We start from the raw sequence: 20,167 nt of genomic DNA, 5'->3' as shown, positions 1-20,167 counted from the left end.
CCCCCTCGTCTCTTCTCCCTTCCCCCTTCCCCCTTCCCCCTTCCCCCTTCCCCAAGTCTGATGTCGCCTCCCGCCGGGTTGCTGCGCATCATTATCAACTATATAGTTATTGAGTAGTTTGCGCCCTGCGCCCCGGAGTCGACCATGCACCGATCTGCCCTGCTCCCCGCCCTCCTCATCGCGGTCGCCAGCCCCGCGACGGCCCAGGGGCCCTTGTCCCTGGCCGAGGCGTTCCGGCGCGCCGATACCGCAGCGTTCGCGAACCGGATCGCCGACGGTGCCAGCCGGGCGCAGGCCGCTCAGGTCACTGCGGCGCTCCAGGGCATCCTCCCCTCCGTGCGGGTCGAAGGTGGAGTCGCCCGGACCGATGATCCGCTGGGTGCCTTCGGATACACGCTCGAGCAACGGCTGGTGTCCGCGGCCTCCTTCAATCCATCGAGCCTCAACTCCCCCGATCCGGTGACAAACTGGCGCGCCAGCATCGTCGCGGAGGTCCCGCTCTTCAACGCCGATGCGTTCCTTGGCCGCTCGGTCGCCTTGCGACTCACCGATGCAGCCCGGGCCAACGCGGGATGGATCCGCGCCAGCACTCGGGCCGATGTCACTCGCGCCTACTTCGCCGCCATCCTCGCCCGCGAGGAAATCCAGACGCTCGAGGCGGCGGTGACCGCCGCGCGGGCGCATCTGCGCCAGGCCGAGTCGATGGTGGGAAACGGCCTCGCTACCCGCTCTGACGCGCTCCTTGCCTCAGTCCAGCAGGGGCGGCTCGAGGCGCAACTGATCGGGGCGCGTGGCAATGCCCTCATCGCGCGCGAGAGGCTGGCACTTCTCCTCGGCCAACCGGGCGATACCGCATTCGTGCTCCCCGATTCGCTGCCGGCGGCGCCTCGGGTTCACGCCATCGCAGGTCGAATCACGACCGATTCCGCCACCACGCGCCTGGACGTGACCGCTGCACGATTCGGCCTCGAGGCGGCCGACCGTGATGGTCGTCGCGCCAGCGCCGGCTACCTCCCGCGACTCAACGGCTTCGGGCGCTCCGACTGGAATAGCACCGACCGGCTCTTCGGTGGCCGCCGCAGTTACACGATTGGCGTGATGGCGTCGTGGTCGCCGTTCACAGGCGCTGCGCAGATCGCCGATCGCGAAGCGAGCCGTGGTCGGGCGGTGAGCGCACGCGCGGCCCTTGACGCAGCCCAGGCCGGAGCCGGGCTGGAGCTATCCGCCACCACGACGATGGTCGCCGTGGCAGTGGCCCAGCTCGATATCGCGAGCACATCCCTCGCGCAGGCGACCGAAGCGCACCGCATCGTCGCCCGCAAGTACGACGGCGGCCTTGCGACCATCGCCGAATTGCTCAGCGCCGCGACCGTTGAAAACGAAACCCGACTCGGCCTCGCCACCGCGCGCTATCAGGTCATAGTCGCCGTCGCGGCAGCACGGCTCGCGTCAGGCGACGACCTCACGGACCTTACCCAGCTGGAGAATTGAGATGCCGACGATGCCCCGCCTCGCAACCACGATCCTTGCGACGCTGCTACTCGCCGCCTGTGGCAGGGAGGTCGCACCGGCCCCCGCCGGGCAGGCGCCGGTGCGCGGCACACCCGTCGCCGTGCTCGACACCATGATCACCGATGCCTACGTGGCGAACGGCAGCGCCGAACCGCTGCGCCAGGCAACACTCAGCACCAGGCTGATGGGCACAGTGAACAGCGTCAGCGCCGAGGAAGGTGATCGCGTCGTCGCGGGACAACTCCTGGTTCGCCTCGATGCCCGCGATCTCGAGGCGCGGCGGGTGCAAGTCGATGCCGGCACGGTCGCCGCTGACGCCGGTCAGCGCGAGGCGAGCGTTCATGCAAGCCGGATCCGCGCGCTCTACGCGGACAGTGCGGCCACCCGGTCGCAGCTCGATCAGGCCGAGGCGGCGCTCTCCCGCGCGAACGCGGCGGTCGCGTCCGCAAACGGCATGGCGTCGGAACTTGCGGCGACAACGTCGTACGCGGCCGTGCGTGCGCCGTTCACGGGAGTGGTGACGCATCGCTTCGTCGATCCCGGCGCCTTCGCCTCACCCGGTGCACCACTGATCACGATGGAGGATGCCACCACTCTCCGCGTCGTTGTGCAGGTAGCGGCCGATGCGATCCGTGGCCTGCGACGTGGCGCCGCAGTCATGGTCACGATCGGGGATACGGCGACCACAGCGACGGTTGAGGGTGTCGTTCCCTCCGGCCCCAATCTCTACACCGTCAATGCGCTGACCCGGAATCCTGCCGGTCGTTTCCTGAGCGGAAGTGCCGCAACCATCGCGTTGCCGCAGGGTCGGCGTCGGGCCTTGCTGATCCCTGATGCGGCCGTCGTGCGTCAGGGCGATCTCGTCGGCGTGCACACCGCCTCCGGCGGTCTTCGCTGGGTCACCCTCGGCGGGAGCATTGGTCGCTTCGTCGAAGTGCTTTCGGGGCTGGCGGCTGGCGACAGCGTGCGCGTCCTCGACGGAGGGCGTTGATCATGGGCATTGCAGGCCGGATGGCCGCCGCATTCCTGCGGTCGAAGCTGACGCCGCTCGTGACTATCGCATCCCTTGCGGTTGGCGTGCTTGCGATCATCGCCACGCCGAGGGAAGAGGAGCCGCAGATCTCGGTACCGATGATCGACGTCATCGCCGCGTACCCCGGCGCCTCCCCCGAGGAAGTCGAGAATCAGCGCACCCGCCCGATCGAGAAACTGATGTGGGAGATCCCGGGCATGGAGTATGTCTACGCGATGGCGAGCGAAGGGATGACGCTGGTCACCGTGCGCTTCAAGGTTGGCGAGAATCAGGATCGCGCCGCCAGTCGCGTCTTCACCAAGCTCGCGTCCGCCGCCGATCTGGCGCCTCCTGGTGCGCTGCCACCGCTCGTGAAGCCGCATTCGATCGATGACGTACCGATCCTGGCCCTTACGCTGCACAGTACGCGCTACAGCTCCGATGCGCTCCGGACCGTGGCGGCGCACCTCGCCGATGAGCTCGCCACCATTCCCGACCTGGCGCACATCGAACTGATCGGCGGGAAGCCGACGCAGCTTCGCGTAACCCTCGACCCCGAGCGCCTCGCGGCCAGCGGTGTCACGCCCGGAGAAGTGATGCAGGCACTGCGCGCCGGGAATCTGCAGCTCTCCGCAGGAGAATTCGCCGCGGCAGATCAGGTGATGCTCGTGACCGTCGGCGCACCGATCCGCACCGCGGCCGATGCGGGCGACGTCGTGGTGGCCAACCGCGGAGGGCCGGTCTATCTGCGCAATGTCGCCACTATCACAGTCGCGCCGGGCGAGGCCACCGACTATGTCACGCACGCCGCACGTGGCACGGCCGAGGAAGCAGCGGTCACGCTCGCGATCGCGAAACGGCCCGGCGTCAACGCCACCGATGTCGCCCGTGCTGCGCTGGCCCGGATGGCGCAAGCGCGTCTGCGGCTCCTGCCAGCGGACATCGCCGTCGATGTCACCCGCAACTATGGCGAAACGGCAAGCGAGAAAGCCAACGAGTTGATTCTCCATCTGCTCCTTGCCACCCTCTCCGTGACGGCGCTCGTCGGCATCTTTCTTGGCTGGCGCGAGGCAGCAGTAGTGCTGGTGGCGGTACCGGTGACCCTCGCGCTGACGCTCTTCGTCTACTATGCGCTGGGGTACTCACTCAACCGGATCACGCTCTTCGCGCTGATCTTCTCGATCGGCATCCTGGTCGATGATGCCATTGTCGTCGTGGAGAACATCTACCGTCACATGCAGATGGGGGATCGTTCACCGGAAGCGGCTGCCATCGAGGGAGTGGATGAAGTCGGCAATCCGACCATTCTGGCCACCTTCGCGGTCATTGCGGCAATCCTGCCGATGGCGCTCGTTACCGGAATGAACGGGCCGTACATGCGTCCGATTCCGGTGGGAGCATCTGCCGCAATGCTCGCTTCCCTCGGCGTCGCCTTCATCATCACGCCGTATCTCGCCCTGCGCGTGCTCAGGGGACATGTGCACACGGTGCCCTCGGTGGCAGAGGGGTCGCGCGCACGAAAGGCGGCCAGCCGCTTCGCCACCGGTTACGCCCGACTCATGACATCGCTGATGGAACGCAAAAGATCCTGGCAGGCATTCTATGCCGGCATCGGCGCATTGTTGCTGCTCTCGATCGGACTGGTGGTGGTGAAGGTGGTCGAGGTGAAGATGCTGCCCTTCGACAACAAGTCGGAGTTCCAGGTCATCCTCGATCTTCCGGAAGGGACCACGCTGGAGCGCTCGAATGCAGCCGCAAGCGCAGTCGCCACCTGGCTGCGGACCGTCCCGGAAGTCGTGAGCACCGAGACCTACGCCGGCACCGCCGCGCCGTTCAATTTCAATGGCCTGGTGCGGCACTACTTCCTCCGCCGCGGTGCCAATGTCGCCGACGTGCAGGTGAACCTCCTGCCCAAGGGGGATCGCCACCGGCAGAGTCACGACATCGCCGTGGGAGTCCGGTTCGCCGTCGATTCCATCGCGCGCGAGTTCGGAGCCAACGCCAAGATCGCCGAAATTCCGCCGGGTCCGCCGGTGCTGTCGACGCTGGTGGCCGAAGTGTATGCCGCCAATGACAGCGCCCGGCTGGCAGCCGCAACGCGTGTGAAGGCCATCATGGAATCCACCCCAGGTGTGGTGGACGTCGACTGGAGCGTGGTCGCGCCGCAAGGTCGGCTGCGCTTCCGTGTCGATCGCGCCCGCGCGGCTGATGCCGGGGTCACTGTTGAGCAGATCTCGCAAGTGCTCACGCTCGCGCTCTCGGGCGCCAATGCCGGATCCGCGACGGCGCCGACCTCGCGTGAGGGCGTCGATATTGTCACCCGCTTGGATCGCAATCGACGGAGTGACGTGCAGGCACTGCTCGCCGTTCCGGTCGCCACTTCCCACGGCGCTACCCCGCTCGCACGATTCGTCACGGTCGACTCGACTACCCGTCTTCCCGTCCGGATGCGCAAGAATCTTCGGCCCGTGATCTACGTGACGGGGGAAGTCGCAGGCACGATCAAGTCGCCGGTCTACGCCATTCTGGCGCTCAACCGCCGCCTCGACTCGCTCCGGCAGCCGGGGGCGACGATCGCGCGGTACAACGCCACCGCGCCGACGCGCCTCGACGAGACCGCCCTCAAGTGGGATGGCGAGTGGCAGGTCACCATTGAGGTGTTCCGTGATCTGGGGATCGCCTTCGCGGGGGTCCTGCTGCTGATCTATGTGCTGCTGGTGGGCTGGTTCCAGTCGTTCACCATCCCGCTGGTGATCATGGCCCCGATTCCGCTCACTCTCATCGGCATTCTCCCCGGACACGCCATCACCGGGGCGTTCTTCACGGCGACATCAATGATCGGGATGATCGCGCTCGCGGGAATCAGCGTGCGCAACTCGATTCTGCTGGTGGACTTCATTCAGCTGGCCGAGGCGCGCGGTGTGCCGCTGCGCGACGCCGTGATCGAAGCGGGAACGGTGCGATTCCGTCCCATCGCGCTCACGGCCGCGGCTGTAATTATCGGTGGGCTGGTGATGGTGCTGGACCCGATCTTCCAGGGGCTCGCCGTAGCGCTGATGAGCGGTGCGATCGTGGCGACCCTGCTGACGATGGTGGTGGTACCGCTGCTCTACTGGCAGCTCCGCCGTCGGGAAATGACCACGTCCTCAGGCGAATAACCGGCTATCGGAGAGGAAACCATGTGCAAGGATGCGATCATACGGCGAATCGCCGGCATCTTCGTGATGCTGTCGGTGGCATTGGGAGTCTGGGTGAATCCCGCCTGGTTCTGCTTCACGGCGTTTGTCGGATTCAACCTCTTTCAGTCGAGCCTCACCGGCTTCTGTCCGCTCGAGCGGATCCTCGGCCGGTTCCGACTGCTCGGCTGCGAGCCGAAGGGAGGCTGACGGCTACTTCCGGCGCTGGAGGAGCTTGCGCTTGCGATCGAGCTCCTCTTCGAGGCCGCCACAGACGAGTTCGCAGAGCTTGAAGACGCGCGGATCGGAAATGCGGTACCAACTGCTGGTTCCTTCCTTGCGGCGGGCGACAAAGCCCTGCTGCAGGAGCACCTGCAAGTGCTTCGAGATGTTTGCCTGACCGCCGCCGACCTGCTCCGCCAGATCGCCGACGGACGCTTCTCCCGTGCGGAGCGCCTGCAGCAGGCGCAGTCGCATCGGCTCGCACAACGCCTTGAAACGTTCCGCGACTGCAACGGCGTTGGTATCACTCAGCTCGGCCACGATACCCTCCAGGACCTGTTCACAACTCTATCGCAATATAAGAATATTTGTCTCTAGTCTCTAGTCTCTAGTCTCTAGTCTCTAGTCTCTAGTCTCTAGTCTTTATACACGACGCTTACACAACCCTCCGCCAGCTCACCACGTCGTACCATGTCACCAGCCCTCTCACCGGAGACGCCATGCGGGCATCATGCCTGATTCCTGGAACATTCCTGCTCTCATCGCTCATCGTCACTGGCGGCGGGGCACAGTCACCGGCTCGCGGCAACGCCGCCGCGCAACGTGAGGATCTCGCCGCCTTCGAGCGCGACTTCCTCAATGTCGACCGGGCCTTCTCGCCAGCGGCACGTGCCGAGGCAAAGCGACGCCTCGCTTCGCTCACCGCACAAGCGGGGACCTTGAGTGATACCCGCTTCGGACTCTCGCTCGCCCAGATCGTGGCGCTGGCCGACAACGGCCATACCCTGACGATCAACCGCGGCAATGGCAGCGGCTTCCGGCGGGTAGGTATCCGCCTGGCGCCCTTCGGTCAGGACTTCTACGTGTTGCGCGCCACCGCCGATCACGCGGAGCTGCTCGGTGCCCGACTGGTTGCCATCGATGGGACGCCCATCGCCCGGCTGCGCGACTCCGCGCGGACGCTCGCCGGCGGCATCCCCGCGTGGCGCGACCGGAATGCCGGCGCATTCCTCGAAAGCCCCGGCCAGCTCTACGCCATGGGATTGGCGCGTGGCGAATCGCGTGCGAGTTATCGCCTCGCCACCCGCGACGGCAAGACCCGCGATGTCGGGCTTGCCCTGGCGCCTGATCTGCCCAGTGGCGGCTATCGCGCGGCAGCGATCCTCGAGCCGCTCGACGAACGGAACGGCTGGCGCGCGCTCCTTACGCCGGCGAAGGCCCCCTGGTCGCTGCAGCAGTTCGACCAGACCCTGCGTCGGCGCGATGCCCCCGAGCTCGATGCCTACCTGATCCAGCTGCGCGCGAATGTCGATGGCAGCGAATCCATTGCGGATTTTTTGGCCGACTCCGATTCGCTCCGCCGGGCGGCGCATCGCCGGAACATCGTCCTCGATATGCGGATGAACGGTGGTGGCAACCTGCAACTCACCCAGAAGTGGATGAGTTCGATCGTGAGCAGGCTTCCGGCCGATGGCCGCGTGGTGGTGCTCACCTCACCGTGGACCTTCTCTGCCGCGATCTCGAGCACAGGCTATCTGAAACAGAGCGCACCGGCACGGGTGGTGCTCGTGGGCGAGGCCCCCGGCGACCGGCTCAACTTCTTTGCCGAAGGACAGCCGATGCAATTGCCACACTCGGGCGCGATGTATCTCGTCGCGACGCAGCGTCACGACTACATCACCGGCTGCAAGCGATATACGGACTGTCACGGCTATGTGGTGAGGTTTCCGATCGCCGTGAAGAATCTCGACCCGGATGTGTCGGCGCCGTGGACCCTCGAGAGCTACGCTGCGGGCCGAGACCCGGGGATGGAGGCGGTCGCACGGATCCTGGGCAGGGCGAAGTAACCACCGAGAATGATTCGCGGTCGGACGCCTATATTTCGCACTCAGGGGGGTGCAGCATGGGCGTCACGACGCACGATATCTTCGGCGATGCCGAAGGCGCACAACCGGCAACGCCTGGAAGCTACGGGATCGCACCGCCCGGTCACCGGCTTCCCGAGGCGCTCTCGCTGGGCCCGGTTCGCCTGCAGATCGCCGACCTCGGCAAATCCGTCGCCTACTACGAAGCGGTCCTTGGGCTCCGGGTGATCGAACGCGGCGCGAAGAGCGCCACCCTCGCGGCACTTGGCCCCGACCTGCCGTTAATTCATCTCGACGAACGCACGGGAGCGCACCCCGCGCCGCGACGGAGTCGCACCGGTCTCTACCACTTCGCCATTCTGCTCCCCGATCGACCCTCCCTGGGCCGCTTCATCCAGCACCTCGGCGAAATCAATGCGCACGCCGGTGCAGCGGATCACCTCGTCAGCGAAGCGTTCTACTTGCAGGACCCCGACAACCTCGGCATCGAAGTGTATGCCGACCGCCCTCGCGAGGAGTGGCGCCGGATCAAGCGTGAACTGATGATGGCGTCGGACCCCGTTGATGTGGCCGATCTCGTGCGCGCCAGCGGCGGTGAAGCCTGGACCGGAATGCCCGCCGGCACCCGGATGGGACACCTGCATCTGCATGTCGGTGATATCGCCGAAGCGTCGCGGTTCTACTTCGACGCACTCGGCTTCGACCGCATGGTCTGGGAGTACCCCGGTGCCCTCTTCCTCGGCGCCGGTGGCTATCACCACCATCTCGGCACCAACACCTGGGCCGGCAGCGGGTCAGTGGCGCCGCACGCCGATGAGTCGCAACTGCTTGAGTGGACGATGCACTTCCCCGACCAGCCCTCGCTCACCGCCACGGTGGCAGCACTCAAGCAGAACGGGCACCCCACCGAACCCCGCGATGACGGCTCCTTTCTGGTGCGTGATCCCTGGCAGACGGCGCTGCGATTGAGAGTGGCGCCAGCGTGAGAGACTAGCGACTGGAGACTAGAGACTAGAGAGCTTCATCCATCATCAGTCATCCTTCATCCGTCATCCATCATCCATCATCCCTCCCTCCCGAAACCTCCCCGAATCCGGCTCCGTATACCTCAACACTGATTGCATCACCTGTTGAGGTAATCCGATGTCCGCTGAACTCGATCTCTTCCAGGGCACCCTCGACGTCCTCGTCCTCCGCTGCCTAAGTCACGGCGCCATGCACGGTTACGCCGTGGCGCGGTGGATCCAGGAGGGCTCAGACGGCACCTTCCGGATCCTGGATGGCGCCCTCTACACCTCGCTCCACCGGATGGAAGAAAAGGGGTGGGTCGAGGCCGATTGGGGCATCTCGGAGAAGGGGAAACGGGCCCGATTCTACCGGCTCACCCCGGGCGGCCGGGCAGAACTCGGCGTCCGGTCGGTGAACTGGGATCGCTACGTCGTCGCTGTCGCCAAGGTGATGGCCTCGCCGGGGAGGGCCTGAACATGCCACGTCCCGAACCGAGTTGGCGTCGGTACCTCCGCTTCGGCCGAAGCGATATCGCGGCCGACATCCAGGATGAACTCCGCTTTCATTTTGATGAGCGGATCGAGGCACTCGTTGCCAGCGGCACCGACCCGGTCGCGGCACGTCGTCAGGCGGTCCAGGAGTTCGGCGATGTATCGGCCGTGCGCACCGGACTCGCGGCGATCGACAGCCGCATTCACGCGCGGCGCAGTTCGCGCGAACGGCTCACGATTATCGCCGACGAAATCCGGATTGCCTTGCGTCGCCTTCGTCGGCAGCCCGCCTTCACCATTCCCGCCGTGCTCACCCTCGGACTCGGTCTCGCCGCGACCGCGGTGGTCTTCACCTTGCTCGACACCGTGCTGCTCCGGCCATTGCCGTATCCCCAGGCGCAGCAGCTGGTGTCGCTCGCCTCGGTGATGCCCAAGCTCAATGACGTGTGGGGGATCGCCCGGCATCAGTTGCCGTATTACAAGGCCAATGTCCGCGCCTTCGAGGACATGGCGCTCTATCGCAGCATCCAGGTCTCCATTCCCGGTGAAGGGACGGTGCGCGCCGAGCGCATCAACGCCGCCTCCGTGAGTGCGTCGATCTTCCCGACACTCCGCATCGCGCCGGAACTTGGCCGCGTGTTTCGCCCCGAAGACAATCTCGCGCGACCAGGTACGGTTGTCGTGCTGGGGCACGACTACTGGATGCGCCGCTTCGGTGGTGATCGCACAGTGATCGGCAAGCTCTTCAATGTCGATGGCACCAAGCGTGAGATTGTCGGCGTCACGCCGGCGAACGCTGGACTCCCCGATCAGCATGTCGACATCTGGGTACCCGATTACATCGATCCGGCTGCCGCACCAATGAACAACCATGTGCGCGGCGCGGTGGCCCGGCTGCGGCCCGGTTTCAGCGCGGCCGATGCCGAGGCGCAGATCGCGCCGCTGGTACTGCGGATGGAAGAGATCTTTCCGGCCGCGTACCCGAATCACTGGATCCAGAACTCCGGCTTCCGGACCTCGGTGACGCCACTGCGTGACAAGGTGGTCGGCCCGGCCGTCGCCCGCGCGCTCTGGATTCTCTTCGCAGCGGTCTGGCTGGTGCTCGTGGTTGCCATCGCCAATGTCGCGAACCTAGTGCTCGTGCGCGCCGAGGCCGAGCGCAGGGAAATCGTGATGCGGACTGCCCTGGGCGCATCGCGCGGCTACCTCGCGGTGCACTACCTGACCGAGGGAATTGTCGTCACCCTGATTGCGGCGATACTCGCCTGCGGCCTCACCGGCCTGGTACTTGGTGTCCTTCCGGCGATGGCCGGCGATACGCTGCCGCGCCTGAGCGAGGTGCATTTCGGCTGGGCTTCCGCCGCACTGATCATTGCCGCAGCACTGCTCATCGGTGTCGGGCTCGGCACCATTCCGCTGTCGCACGCAAAGGCCGACGCGGGCGCGCTGCGCGAGGGATCGCGCACTCTTACGGCGTCGCGAGCCCGGTTGGCGTTGCGCAACGGTCTCGTCGTGGGTCAAGTCGCACTCACGGTGATGCTGCTCGCGGGCGCCGGATTGCTGTTGCGCAGTGGGCAGCGGTTGCGCAGCGTCGAGCCCGGCTTCGTTGCCGATGGCGTGATTGCCATGTCGCTCGGCCTCCCGTCGGCCGCGTACAAGGATTACGATCGCGTCGCGACGACGTACCGACAGCTCGCCGAGCGAATCAAGAGCGCGCCCGGTGTCGTGGAGGTCGGCTTCGCCGAGGCGCTGCCGCTCTCGGGCGATCAGGGATGCACATCGGTCACGGCACCTGCCGAGGGGTCGCAGCCGGTGCGCAATCGCTGCATCGCGACGATGCAGGTCTCTCCCGGATACTTCGCGACGATGGGAATCTCGATTCGCGGTCGTGCGCCAGACTGGGCCGATGCAGCAACGCACAACGGTGGCGTGGTGATCTCACCTGCCCTCGCGCGCCGCTTCTGGCCGGGTGAAGATCCGGTCGGCAAGTCGATCCGCTGTTGCCGTGGCGGCGATCAGTGGGATCGGGTCGCCGGGGTCAGCAGTGAAGTGCACGGCACTTCACTCGATGAGCCGCCCAACGAAGTCGCCTACTTCTCCATCGTGCCACCCGACAGCGCACCGACCAACAACGTGCCGCTCGATGTGCAGCTGGTCGTCAAGGCGCCCACACTTGCGGCAGCGACGGTCCAGCTGCTGGTCCGCGACGCGATGGCGGCGATCGACCCGACCGTGCCGGTGTCGGATGCCCGGCTGATGACCGACGTGGCCGCCGACTCGATGGCGAGTCGCACCTTCACGCTGTTGCTCCTCGGCGCCGCGGCCGTGATGGCGCTGGTGTTGAGCGCGGTGGGACTCTATGGCGTGATCGCCTATGTGGTCGGCCAGCGTCAGCGCGAGATCGGTGTGCGGATCGCCCTTGGGGCTTCGGCGCAGAATATCGGGGCGATGGTGCTCGGTCAGTCGCTTCGGCTGGTGATGATCGGCGTTGCGCTCGGACTGGGTGGTGCCGTGGCAGGCACACGGGTATTGCGGTCACTCCTCTTTGAGGTGAGCCCGACCGACACCGGCGTGATGGTCACGGTGGCGTTGCTGGTCACCGCGCTCGGCGTCGCGGCGAGTTCGCTCCCCACCGCGCGCGCGGTAAGAATCGACCCGGTCGAGGCGCTGCGGGGGGACTAGAAGCAAGAGACTAGAGACTGGAGGCTAGGGACTAGAGAGGTCCTTCGACTGCGCCGCCCTGCCGGCGGCTCCGCTCAGGATGACAGCCAGACCTCTAGTCTCTCTTCACTAGTCTCTAGTCTCTTGCTTCTAGTCCCCCCTCAACTCCGCAATCGTCGTCGCCGCAAAGAACGCCTCGAGCTGCTGGCCGACTGGCTTCCAGAGATGGTGCGCCGCGCAGGGCGTGGTGTCGTTGCATCGCGTGCGGCCGAGGACGCAGGGGCGGCCCGACACCGGCATGAACGGGCCGATGACCTCGGCCAGCGTGAGCCCCGAGGCAGGCCGCGCGAGCTGGAATCCGCCCGCCGGACCGCGAGTCGACCGCACCACCCCTGCCTGGGCCAACTGGTGGAGGGTCTTCGAGAGATAGTTGTGCGGCACCTTGATCGCGGCCGCAATTTCGCCCACCCGTCGAGGTCGGCCATCGGGGGTGTCGGCGATGAAATTGACCGCCCGCAGGGCATACTCGGCCGTCTGGGGGAGGCTCAGCACTGGTGTGGCGGCCGGATCAGTATATTTATCATATCAATATGATAAACATGCCGGACCGCCCAGCGCGACCCGACCGTAGCTCACCGTATGACCGGAGTACCTGTATGCTCGGAATCGCCGCAGAGCCAGTCATCATCCAGGGTGGCATGGGAGTTGGAGTTTCCAACTGGCGGCTCGCCCGCGCCGTCTCCCGTCTGGGCCAGCTCGGCGTAGTCTCGGCCACTGCACTCGACACGGTGCTCGTCCGCCGATTGCAAGATGGCGATCCCGATGGCGACGTCCGCCGCTCGATGGAGCGCTTCCCCGTTCCCGGTGTCGCCGACGCGGTGCTCGCGCGCTACTTCATCCCGTCGGGTCGCGCACCCGGCGAACCGTACGCGATGCTGCCGATGTATCGCCGGTCGGTGAGTATCGAACGCCAGCAGATCACCATGCTCGCCGCGTTCGTCGAGGTCGATCTCGCGAAGGAAGGCCATCGCGGGCTCGTCGGTGTCAACCTGCTCACCAAGGTCCAGCTTCCCAACCTCGCGTCTCTGTATGGTGCGATGCTCGCAGGCGTCGACTACGTCCTGATGGGCGCCGGGATACCGCGCGAGATCCCGGCGGTGCTGGATGCGTTCGCGGCGCACTTGCCGGGGTCGATCCGTCTCGAGGTGGAAGGGATGCCAGCCGGAGAACAGATCGATCTCCTCTTCGATCCGGCAGACCACACAGCGGGCGCTCACCTCCCGCCGCTCCGGCGTCCGAAGTTCCTTGCCATCGTCGCGAGCAATTCGCTTGCAACCGTGCTCGCGCGCAAGGCGAGTGGACGAGTCGATGGTTTCGTGGTGGAAGGCCCCACTGCTGGCGGCCACAATGCACCGCCGCGGGGCACGCCACAGTTCAATGCCCTGGGCGAACCGGTATACGGTGAACGCGACGTCGTCGACCTCGAGAAACTCGCCGAACTCGGGCTGCCGTTCTGGCTCGCCGGCTCTGCAGGCACACCGGAGGCGCTGGCGGCCGCGCGCGCAGCCGGTGCCGCGGGTGTTCAGGTCGGCACTCTCTTCGCATGGTGCGCCGAGTCGGGGATCACCGAGGCACTCAAGCGCACGGTCGTGGAACAGCTCGTCAGCGGAGATGTCACCGTCTTCACCGACCCCAAGGCGTCACCCACGGGGTACCCGTTCAAGGTGGTCGCGTGGCCCGGCTCGGAACCCGAGGAGCCGCGCGAGCGCCGCTGTGACCTGGGATATCTGCGCACCGCGTATCGGTCCGACGACGGGCGACTCGGCTATCGCTGCCCTGCCGAACCGGTCGAGGCCTATCTCGCGAAGGGTGGCGCGTACGAGGATACCGTCGGCCGCCGCTGCCTCTGCAATGCGCTGACGGCCGATGTCGGTCTCGGTCAGCTCCGCGATGACGGTGAGGTCGAGCCGCCGCTACTGACGAGTGGCGATGACCTGACGAACCTGGGTCGGGTGCTCCGCGGCCGGATGCACTACACCGCGTCGGATGTGCTGGAATATCTCCTGACATTGCCGATCTGAGGCGCGATGCACTCACTCGTCCGACGATACATCAAGACGGCGATTCTCTTTCTGTTCGCCGGCCTCGTGCTGGGGGGCTGGATGATGGTTCGCCGGGAGCTGTACCAGCGTTCCCCGACATCGTGGGAAACCAGCGCGCACACGCACGCGATCTTCGTCGGCTTCGTGATGATGATGATCCTTGGCGTGGCGCTCTGGCTCTTCCCGCGGCCCGAACGAGACGACATTCGCTATCGCCCTGCGCTCGTCCTGGTGGCGTGGTGGCTGCTGACGGTGGGTACGGCGAGCAGGATCATCGGCGAATTGCTGCGTGGTACGAGCACAGCCGAGTGGCTGCGCATCGCGGTCCTGCTCGCCGGGCTGGCGCAGATCGCCGGCCTCGCGCTCTTTTTCGGAACGATGTGGAGCAGGATTCGGGCGGTGGGAAGCCAGCAGCGCGAAGCGAAGGGCGAGAGATTCTAGAGAAGAAGAGAAGAACGGGGAAGGTGGATGGAGAGTTACCCTGTGGCTGACGAGCTCACGGCCAAGGTAGTTCTCTCTTCCCCTTCCCCCTTCTCCCATCTCGACTAGAGCGGCTTCCTTCCCTGGATCACCCGGATGACGATCACGATCAGGGCGATGACGAGCAGAATGTGCAGCAGGCCACCGAACGCGTAGCCCCCGATCATGCCCAGCGCCCACATGATCAGCAGAATGACAATGATTGTTTCGAGCATGAGACGCTTCCTCGATTCTGAGTGATGAGTATTCAGCTACGGCGACGCGATGTCGCCAGCAGGCCGATTCCCGCAATGATGCCGACGCCAGCGACCCAGGGCGGGATCGACTGCTTGTCGTCTGCCGTGACCTTCACATCGCCGATCTTCAGGATGTCCTTCTTGGTGGTGAAGCCCCCGCCGGTGACCAGGACCACCACGCACAGCACGATGAGAACGAGTCCAGCGATACCTGTCGGGCGCATATCGAGTCCTTTGTGAAGCGATTGAGTGTGTTCCAACGTGCCGCGTGTAGCTGAGAGACGAAGCCCCACCCCAGACCCGCACACTACTCGCCCATCGTCGTGCGCAGGTGTGTCCACGGTTGCCCGCTCCTCGTCCATAGGAGTGACTCCCCGGCTCCCGGCCCCGCCGGGATGCCCACTCGTGTCCGGATGCTCCCTGCCTATGCGTCGTTTGCTCAGATTGATCGGAGCCAACGGCATCGCGGTGGCCCTTGTGGCGGCGATGTCGCTCTCCGCGCAGGAAACGCCAGCCTCACCCGCACACGCAGGGGTCGCGGTACGCTTCCCCGAAGGCTCCGTGCACGGCTTCCTCGAACTCCGGAACGATGCCGGGACGCTGATCGCGCAGGGTGACCTGTTGCAGCGGCCGATGAATGGCGGGATCGAGTCGCGGCTGCGTTTTCGCTTCCTCGATGGCTCCCTCTTCGACGAAACCGCGACTTTCACCCAGCAACACGTCTTCGCCTTGCAGCAATACCACCTGGTGCAGCAGGGCCCGGCGTTCGAGCATCAGCTCGATGCCACGCTCACCCGCGCGGGACGGTATCACGTCACCTCGCGAGTCGGAGCGAAGCCGGCCGAGGTCTATGACGGCACCCTCGAACTGCAACCCGATATCGCCAACGGACTCGTCATCATTCTCGCGAAGAATCTTGATGTACGGACGCCGCGCCGAGTGCAGCTGGTCGCCTTCACGCCGAAGCCACGATTGATCGAGCTCGAGTTCGTGCCGGCGGGAACCGTCCGTATCCGCCCCGGCCCCCGGGCCGAGACGGCGCAGGAGTTCATCCTCAAGCCGCGCCTCGGACCATTGGTCGGTTTCTTCGCACACGTGCTCGGCAAGCACCCGCCCGACAGTCGCGCGTGGATCGTCAGGGATGACGTCCCGACGTTTCTTCGCTTTGTGGGACCGATGTACCTGGGCCCGACCTGGCGCCTCGATCTCGCCACGCCGGCGTGGCCGAAATGAGCGCCCGGGCGATGGGCGTAACACTGTCCGGCGCCGCGGCGACATTCATGGTCTGGGCGCCCAACGCCTCACGCGTCGCCGTGACGGGATCGTTCAACGCCTGGCGCGAAGACGAACACCTGCTTGCGCGAGGCGACGACGACTGCTGGTCCATCACCGTTGAGGGCGTGCGCGCCGGGGATGAGTACCTCTACGTCATCGACAATCGTGGCGGCGACGAGTTCAATCCGGGCCAGCGCGGGCTCCGCCGCAGCGATCCCTGGGCACGCGCCACCCGGCACTCGAGTGGCAATGCCGTCATCGTCGACGTCGCGAGCGAGCTGGTGGAGTCGGGGCTCGCCGATGATGGCTTCGAGACCCCAGCCCGACCGGACTGGCTCATCTATCAGGCCCACATCGGCTCGTTTACCGGCCTCGGCGATGGTGTCGACACCGGACCTACCGCTACCGGCACCTTCGAACAGTTTGCCTCGAAACTCGATTACATCAGGGCGCTCGGCTTCAATGCAGTGGCCTTGCTGCCGATTCACGAAAACCCCGGCGATGGTCAGGAGGGGTACGCACCGTCGCATCTCTTCGCGCCGGAGTCATCGTACGGCTCACCGTTGCAGTTGCGGCAGCTGATCCGGGCAGCACACGATCGCGGCCTCGCGGTGATCTTCGATGTGGTCTGGAATCATTTCAGCGATGTCGACAACCGCCTCTGGGAATTCGACGGCATGACCCGCGATGGCGGAATCTTCTTTGAAGGTGGGGAGCGTTCACCGTGGGGACCGCGACCCGCGTTCTGGAAGGCGGAGGTGCGCGATTTCATCGTCAATCACGCGCGTCACTGCTTCGAGGAGTATCGCGTCGACGGACTCCGGATTGATGCCGCCGATGAAATCGCTCGCGAAGTGTTGCTCGAGGTCGTGACGGCCGTGCGCGCCAACCCGCTCTGGCAGGACAAACTGCTGATCGTCGAATGGACCGGCCATGATGCTGGCATCTGGCCCCAGTTGACGGAGCATCTTCGCTTCGATCGCGTCTGGGCGCTGGGCGACCCGCCAATCTTCGTCAACGCGGTCGGCGCGACATCGGTCGAGAGTCGGGTCGAGTTCCTGCTGCAACTGGTCCACCTTCCCGATGCCGCGCTCCGCATCCGGTATCTGCTGGGTTCGCACGATACCGCGCACGACAACGAAGCCGGGGCCCGCGTCGGGTATCGTCACTTCGTCGAACTCGTCGGTGGTCGAGACGACTGGCTGGCGCGCGCGAAGGCGCGGATCGGGTGGGTGCTCTGCGTCGCGCTTCCCGGCACCCCGATGTGCTTCATGGGCGCCGAATGCCACCTCCCCGGCTACTGGAACCCGCGCCCCGATGCCAACGGCCACCATTCCGACCATCGCTTCGACTGGTCTGTCGCGGGAGACCCGATCGGACTGCAGATGCGCGCGCTGGTTACCGATGCCAACCGGCTCTGGTGGAATACCCCGGTCCTGCGGCAGCCGGGGTTCGAGATTGTCCAGGTCGACGGCGCCGCCGGGGTGCTCGCCTTCCTGCGACCCGATGAGGCCGGACGGCCACTGCTCATCGTGGTCAACCTGAGCGAAAACAGCTGGCCCGATCAGGGCTATCAGCTCCCTTCACCTGGCGGCATCGGCGCGTGGCAGGTCGTCCTCGACAGTCAGGCACCCAACTACGGCGGCGACCCGCTGACTAACCCCGAGCGCCTCGAAGTCGAGGCCGGTCAGCTCCGGCTCTCCCTCCCCCAGTGGTCAGCGCTGATACTCACCCCCACCTGAGCCGAGCCCCTCCCCCTTCTCCCTTCTCCCTTCTCCCTTCTCCCAATGAATACCCGACACTTCTACTCGGAAATGCCTTCGAGTGGCGGCGTGTCCCATTTTGCGGCATTATAGAGTGATCCTTCCCCACAACTCGACGTCAGCATCCTGAAAGTCCTGGCCGACCGGACGCCAACCTTGTCACCCGACTGGTGCGGCCTGTCTGCTATCGCCCATCGCCGATCATTCATCTTTTGCCGTTCTTCGCCCATCCTCTGCTCGAGGCTCGTCCCGTGAAATCCGTGTTCACCGCCACCGCCAGCCTGCTCATTGCCGTTGCTCCCCTCGCCGCGCAGGAGCGTGAGGACCGTACCCTGCTCTCGCAGCAGATGATGACGGCGATCATCAATGAGGTGTCCGGCGAGCGCGCGATGCACCACGTGATGGAACTGGTGCCCTATCAGCGCGTGCGACTGCCCGAGGAATACAGCGGTCACTATCGCGAGAGTCTGGTGATGGCCGCCTTCGCGAAGGAGTACGGCTTCAGCAATATCGCGATCGAGAAGTTCGGGCCAGTGACGCAGACCTGGCAACCGGTGCAGGGCGAGCTCTGGATGACGACGCCGAAGAACGTAAAGCTCTTCGACATCCACGACCTGGCGCTCTCGCTCGCCTCGCTGAACGCCAACGGCGACTTCTCGGGTGAACTGGTCGACGTGGGTGCCGGTCGCGCGGCCGACTTCGAAGGGAAGGATGTCAAGGGAAAGTTCGTGCTCTCATCCGGCTCGACCTCCGCCACCTACGCGCAGGCGATCCAGCGCGGCGCGGTCGGCGTGCTCGGGATCAGCGCGATCGGCTTCCAGCGCACCGTCGATTTCCCGACGCAGATTGTCTCGTCCACGGTGAATGCCCAGCCCAACACCGTGGCCTGGTCGGTCACGCCCGAGGTGCGGAACAACCTTGCGGCAATGCTGTTGCGCGGCGACAAGATCACCATCCGCTCTGTCGTCAAGAGCGTGCAGGTTTCCTACCAGGCCGAGTACGTCCACGCCGAGATTCCCGGCGATGGCAGCACGACACAGGAAGTCGGGATCAGCGGGCATCTCTACGAGGGGCTGATCAAGCAGGGGGCCAACGATGACGCCAGCGGCTGCGCACTGACGCTCGAGATCGGTCGCGCCTACCTCAAGCTGATCGCCGAAGGGAAACTCCCGCGCCCCAGGCGCACGATCAACTTCCAGTGGGTCCCGGAGATTTCGGGCACCAACGCCTACCTCACCGCCCATCCCGAGAAGGAAAAGAGCATCATCGGGACGCTGAACTTCGACATGGAAGCGATTCGCGTTGCCGACAGTCGCAGCTACTGGGTGCTGCAGCGCACGCCGGACACCTTCCCGTCGTATCTCAACGACATCGGCCAGTCGATGATGGAGTACATCGCCGACATCTCGCGCGAGCGCGTCCGTTTCCGTCGCTCGGGCTACGCACCGTCGCAACCGGTCGAGTCGCCGCGCGGCAGCAAGGATGCCTTCTACATCAAGATCGACAAGCACTACGGCTCGAGCGATCACGTGACCTACATGCAGCACGGCATCCCCGCGCTGATGTTCATCACCTGGCCCGACATGTGGTACCACTCATCGGAAGACACCCCCGACAAGCAGGATCCGACGCAGTACAAGCGCGCCGGCGCTGTGGGCCTCGGTGGACTGGCCGTGCTCGCGACCGGCACCGATGAAGTCGCCGCGCGCGTTCTGGCCGACAACCTCGGTCGCGGCCTCTCGCGCATGGGCGAGTCGCATACCAAGGGTCTCGGCTACCTGGCGGACGCCACGACTGAAACGTTGCCCCGGGCCTATCAGGAGGCGCGCAACGCCATTCAGCATCAGGCCGAAGTCGAGAAAGGCGTGATCCGGTCGGCGAGTGTGCTCTGGACCAATGTCGACGATGGCAAGAAGAAGACGGCGGCGTTCCTGCCGCTGGTCGACCAGCGCGCGAATGCGTTGCTCAACGAAGTGAAGGCCGCGTATCAACTCGCGGCGATGCAGCGCGGCGTTGCGGCAGCTGAGCCGGTAATGACTGCCGAGGAAAAGGAAGCCGCCGGCTTGATGATCGAACCGGTGGCGCGCACGGCCGCCGCGCCCGGTGCCGCCGGCGCTCGCCCGCCCGCAGCTGGTGGTGCGCGCGGAGCGGCAGGCCCGGCGCTTCCAGAGGAGTACGGTGCCGAATTTTCGCTGCTGCTGAACAAGGGAATGACAGCGCTCGAAGTGCGCGATTTCCTCTCGGGTGAGTTCACGCCGCTCCCGCTCGCCGATGTCATGACCGTGCTTCGTGCCCGTGAAACGGCCGGGTCGCTCAAGCTGGTGCCACGGCCGACCACCACGAAGAAGTCCAAGGGGAAGTAAC

General features: G+C 65.5%; 17 protein-coding genes. 13 read left to right on the top strand and 4 right to left on the bottom strand.

The genetic code is table 11. The features are described 5' to 3' along the window. The first annotated feature begins 144 nt into the window (after positions 1-144). The 4 genes from V4558_06925 to V4558_06910 are packed head-to-tail and all read left to right on the top strand — an operon-like array spanning position 145 to position 5,910. Positions 145-1,491 (top strand): TolC family protein, encoded by a 1,347-nt coding sequence (locus V4558_06925; protein ID MES2305221.1) that lies wholly within the window; start codon positions 145-147, stop codon positions 1,489-1,491. Between the two features lies 1 nt (position 1,492). Next, positions 1,493-2,503, top strand: coding sequence for an efflux RND transporter periplasmic adaptor subunit (locus V4558_06920; protein ID MES2305220.1), 1,011 nt, complete (start codon positions 1,493-1,495; stop codon positions 2,501-2,503). A gap of 2 nt (positions 2,504-2,505) precedes the next feature. Continuing rightward, on the top strand, positions 2,506-5,682 hold the full coding sequence (locus V4558_06915; protein MES2305219.1) for an efflux RND transporter permease subunit: 3,177 nt from the start codon (positions 2,506-2,508) through the stop codon (positions 5,680-5,682). Positions 5,683-5,703: 21 nt separating this feature from the next. Next, on the top strand, positions 5,704-5,910 hold the full coding sequence (locus V4558_06910; GenBank protein MES2305218.1) for a DUF2892 domain-containing protein: 207 nt from the start codon (positions 5,704-5,706) through the stop codon (positions 5,908-5,910). A 3-nt stretch (positions 5,911-5,913) separates the two neighbouring features. Here the strand turns inward: V4558_06910 and V4558_06905 are convergent, their stop codons facing one another. Further along, positions 5,914-6,243: a metalloregulator ArsR/SmtB family transcription factor gene (locus V4558_06905; GenBank protein ID MES2305217.1), complete on the bottom strand. Its 330-nt coding sequence runs from the start codon at positions 6,241-6,243 to the stop codon at positions 5,914-5,916. A gap of 179 nt (positions 6,244-6,422) precedes the next feature. Between V4558_06905 and V4558_06900 the strand changes: the two genes are divergently transcribed. The 4 genes from V4558_06900 (at position 6,423) to V4558_06885 (ending at position 11,968) form a co-directional block, all read left to right on the top strand. Next, positions 6,423-7,769, top strand: coding sequence for a hypothetical protein (locus tag V4558_06900; GenBank protein ID MES2305216.1), 1,347 nt, complete (start codon positions 6,423-6,425; stop codon positions 7,767-7,769). A 56-nt stretch (positions 7,770-7,825) separates the two neighbouring features. Further along, positions 7,826-8,773: a VOC family protein gene (locus V4558_06895; GenBank protein ID MES2305215.1), complete on the top strand. Its 948-nt coding sequence runs from the start codon at positions 7,826-7,828 to the stop codon at positions 8,771-8,773. A 157-nt stretch (positions 8,774-8,930) separates the two neighbouring features. Next, positions 8,931-9,269, top strand: coding sequence for a PadR family transcriptional regulator (locus V4558_06890; protein ID MES2305214.1), 339 nt, complete (start codon positions 8,931-8,933; stop codon positions 9,267-9,269). A gap of 2 nt (positions 9,270-9,271) precedes the next feature. Then, the gene (locus V4558_06885; protein MES2305213.1) at positions 9,272-11,968 is read left to right on the top strand and encodes an ABC transporter permease; all 2,697 of its coding nucleotides are present in this window, start codon (positions 9,272-9,274) and stop codon (positions 11,966-11,968) included. A 129-nt stretch (positions 11,969-12,097) separates the two neighbouring features. Here V4558_06885 and V4558_06880 read toward each other — a convergent pair whose 3' ends face one another. Then, positions 12,098-12,499 (bottom strand): Rrf2 family transcriptional regulator, encoded by a 402-nt coding sequence (locus tag V4558_06880; GenBank protein ID MES2305212.1) that lies wholly within the window; start codon positions 12,497-12,499, stop codon positions 12,098-12,100. A gap of 104 nt (positions 12,500-12,603) precedes the next feature. Here V4558_06880 and V4558_06875 point away from each other — a divergent pair, with 104 nt between their 5' ends. Continuing rightward, positions 12,604-14,028, top strand: a complete 1,425-nt coding sequence (locus V4558_06875; protein ID MES2305211.1) for a nitronate monooxygenase — start codon at positions 12,604-12,606, stop codon at positions 14,026-14,028. 6 nt (positions 14,029-14,034) lie between these two features. Then, the gene (locus V4558_06870) at positions 14,035-14,490 is read left to right on the top strand and encodes a cbb3-type cytochrome c oxidase subunit I (GenBank protein MES2305210.1); all 456 of its coding nucleotides are present in this window, start codon (positions 14,035-14,037) and stop codon (positions 14,488-14,490) included. A gap of 104 nt (positions 14,491-14,594) precedes the next feature. On the opposite strand, the gene V4558_06865 is transcribed toward V4558_06870, so the two are convergent. Both V4558_06865 and V4558_06860 read right to left on the bottom strand, forming a co-directional pair. Then, positions 14,595-14,744 carry a lmo0937 family membrane protein gene (locus V4558_06865; protein MES2305209.1) on the bottom strand — a complete coding sequence of 50 codons (150 nt, stop codon included), beginning with the start codon at positions 14,742-14,744 and terminating at the stop codon, positions 14,595-14,597. Positions 14,745-14,776: 32 nt separating this feature from the next. Next, complete coding sequence (locus tag V4558_06860) at positions 14,777-14,989, bottom strand: hypothetical protein (protein MES2305208.1); 213 nt, start codon at positions 14,987-14,989, stop codon at positions 14,777-14,779. Between the two features lie 202 nt (positions 14,990-15,191). Between V4558_06860 and V4558_06855 the strand changes: the two genes are divergently transcribed. From V4558_06855 to V4558_06845, 3 genes are all read left to right on the top strand, one after another. Continuing rightward, on the top strand, positions 15,192-15,998 hold the full coding sequence (locus tag V4558_06855) for a hypothetical protein (protein ID MES2305207.1): 807 nt from the start codon (positions 15,192-15,194) through the stop codon (positions 15,996-15,998). 11 nt (positions 15,999-16,009) lie between these two features. After that, on the top strand, positions 16,010-17,782 hold the full coding sequence (locus V4558_06850; protein ID MES2305206.1) for an alpha-amylase family glycosyl hydrolase: 1,773 nt from the start codon (positions 16,010-16,012) through the stop codon (positions 17,780-17,782). A gap of 272 nt (positions 17,783-18,054) precedes the next feature. After that, positions 18,055-20,166, top strand: a complete 2,112-nt coding sequence (locus tag V4558_06845) for a M28 family peptidase (GenBank protein MES2305205.1) — start codon at positions 18,055-18,057, stop codon at positions 20,164-20,166. The last annotated feature ends 1 nt before the right edge of the window (position 20,167 follow it).

Source organism: Gemmatimonadota bacterium (assembly GCA_040388535.1).
Classification (GTDB): domain Bacteria; phylum Gemmatimonadota; class Gemmatimonadetes; order Gemmatimonadales; family GWC2-71-9; genus Palsa-1233.
Note: the sequence above shows the minus strand (reverse complement) of the source record. Positions and strands in the feature narration are given on the sequence as shown.